Genomic DNA, 1823 nt, shown 5'->3' on the forward strand with positions numbered 1-1823 from the left:
CGCTCCCCCGCCCGGCAGGGCCGTCGCCGCGGCGTAGGCGGTGGCATCCGCGAGGTACTCCGACGGCAGCGTGAGCACCGCGTCGCCGGCCTCGGGCAGCCCGCTGTTCTGCATGAGTACGACCAGGCGCAGGTCGCCGTCGTTGACCAGGCGGTGCACGGTGCCCGGGGTGAACCACACGACCGCGCCGGGCCGCAGTGGCGTCTCGCGGAAACCCTCCACGGTCAGCGTCTGCACGGCGCCGGAACCACCGGTCACCACGTACGCCTCGGTGCAGCAGAGGTGCACGTGCGGTGTCCCGCCGACGAGGCCGTCCGGGCCCACGGTGTCGTAGACGCAGAGACGGGACAGCCCGACCCCGCCCGGCAGCGGGGCCGGTGCGTCAGGCATCGAAGTACTCGTCGGTGTCGTCGGCCGCGGGCAGCGCCACCAGCAGCACCTTCAGGTCCCCGATCGCCCGGTGCCGGCAGCCGGGCTTGATGAGGAAGGCGGACATCGGCCGGGCCGGGTGGCGGACGCCGTCCAGCTCGACCTCCCCCTCGCCCTCCAGCACGATGTAGTACTCGGTGGCGACCCTGTGGTAGTGGGTGACCGCGTCCTGGATCTGGAGCAGGTGGACGCTGGCCTGCCCGCCGCTCTCGTCGATGAAGCCGCGACGGGTGGTGCCACAGGAGCAGCGCTTGGTGGGCAGTTCATCGAGCTGGACGATGGCGTGGCGGTCGGACATGCGGGGGCCTCCCTGCGGGAAAGGGCTTTCTTTGCGGTACGGTGACGCTAGCCCGCACGGTGAAATGCCGTCAACAGTGAGTGAGGGGGCGGCCATGGCGACCCTGTCCGACGTGGCGCGACGAGCGGGCGTCTCGCCCGCCACCGCGTCGCGCGTGATCAACGGCAGCAGCAAGCCGGTGACCGAGGACCTGCGCGAGCGGGTGCTGCGCGCCGTCGCCGAGCTCCAGTACGTGCCGAACGCCCACGCCCAGCTCCTCGCCCGCTCGCACCGCACGGCGGTGGGCGTGATCGTGCACGACGTCTCCGACCCGTACTTCGCCGAGATCACGCGGGGCCTGCAACGGGTCGCCACCGACCAGGGGCGACTGCTGATGATCTGCAACAGCTACCGCGACCCGGAGCGGGAGCTGGAGTACGTCGAGCTGCTGCGCGGTCACCAGGTGGCCGCGATCATCATGGCCGGTTCGGGCTACCACGACGAGGAGTTCACGAAGCTGCTCAACGAGAAGCTGACCGCGTACGAGGCGACCGGCGGGCGGGTGGCGGTGATCGGCCGGCACGAACACTCCGGCGACGCCGTCATGCCCGACAACCGCACCGGTGGCTGGCTGATCGGCACCGAACTGTGCGCGCTGGGGCACTCCGAGATCGGCGTGGTCTCCGGACCGGCCGTCCTCACCACGACGACCGACCGGCTCGCGGGGCTGCGGGCCGCGCTCGCCGAGCACGGCCGCAGCCTGCCCGAGCACCGCATCCGGTACGCCGAGTTCGACCGGGACGGCGGCGCCGCCGCCACCGCGGCCCTGCTCGACGCCGAACCCGCCCTGACCGCCGTGGTCGCCCTGAACGACTCCATGGCCATCGGCGCGCTCGCGCTGCTGCGCTCCCGATCGGTGGCGGTACCGCAGCAGGTCTCGGTCACCGGCTTCGACGACATGCCGATCGCCCGGGACGTGACTCCGGCGCTGACCACCGTCCGGCTGCCCCTGGTGGAGATGGGCGCACGGGCGATGGCGCTGGCCCTGGACCCGGGCGCCGGGGCACCCCGGACCGAGGTGCTCGCCGCCGAGGTCGTCCGCCGGGACAGCGCCGGC

General features: G+C 72.7%; 3 protein-coding genes. 1 reads left to right on the plus strand and 2 read right to left on the minus strand.

Annotated features, from left to right (window positions below; translation table 11 throughout):
• The coding region (locus AB0I76_RS29120; protein ID WP_357042121.1) for a cupin domain-containing protein at positions 1-390 on the minus strand (390 nt) is incomplete at its 3' end.
• Positions 383-727: a cupin domain-containing protein gene (locus AB0I76_RS29125; RefSeq protein ID WP_357042124.1), complete on the minus strand. Its 345-nt coding sequence runs from the start codon at positions 725-727 to the stop codon at positions 383-385. The genes AB0I76_RS29125 and AB0I76_RS29120, both read right to left, overlap by 8 nt.
• Before the next feature lie 94 nt (positions 728-821).
• Here AB0I76_RS29125 and AB0I76_RS29130 point away from each other — a divergent pair.
• Positions 822-1823 (plus strand): LacI family DNA-binding transcriptional regulator (locus tag AB0I76_RS29130; protein WP_357042127.1); only part of this gene is annotated, 1002 nt, incomplete at its 3' end.

Origin of the sequence: Micromonospora sp. NPDC049799 (assembly GCF_040656655.1) — a bacterium.
Classification (GTDB): Bacteria; Actinomycetota; Actinomycetes; order Mycobacteriales; family Micromonosporaceae; genus Micromonospora.

Bases quoted from the DNA above. Each gene is read 5' to 3' on its own strand.
- AB0I76_RS29125 (WP_357042124.1), bottom strand. From the start codon at position 727: ATGTCCGACCGCCACGCCATCGTCCAGCTCGATGAACTGCCCACCAAG.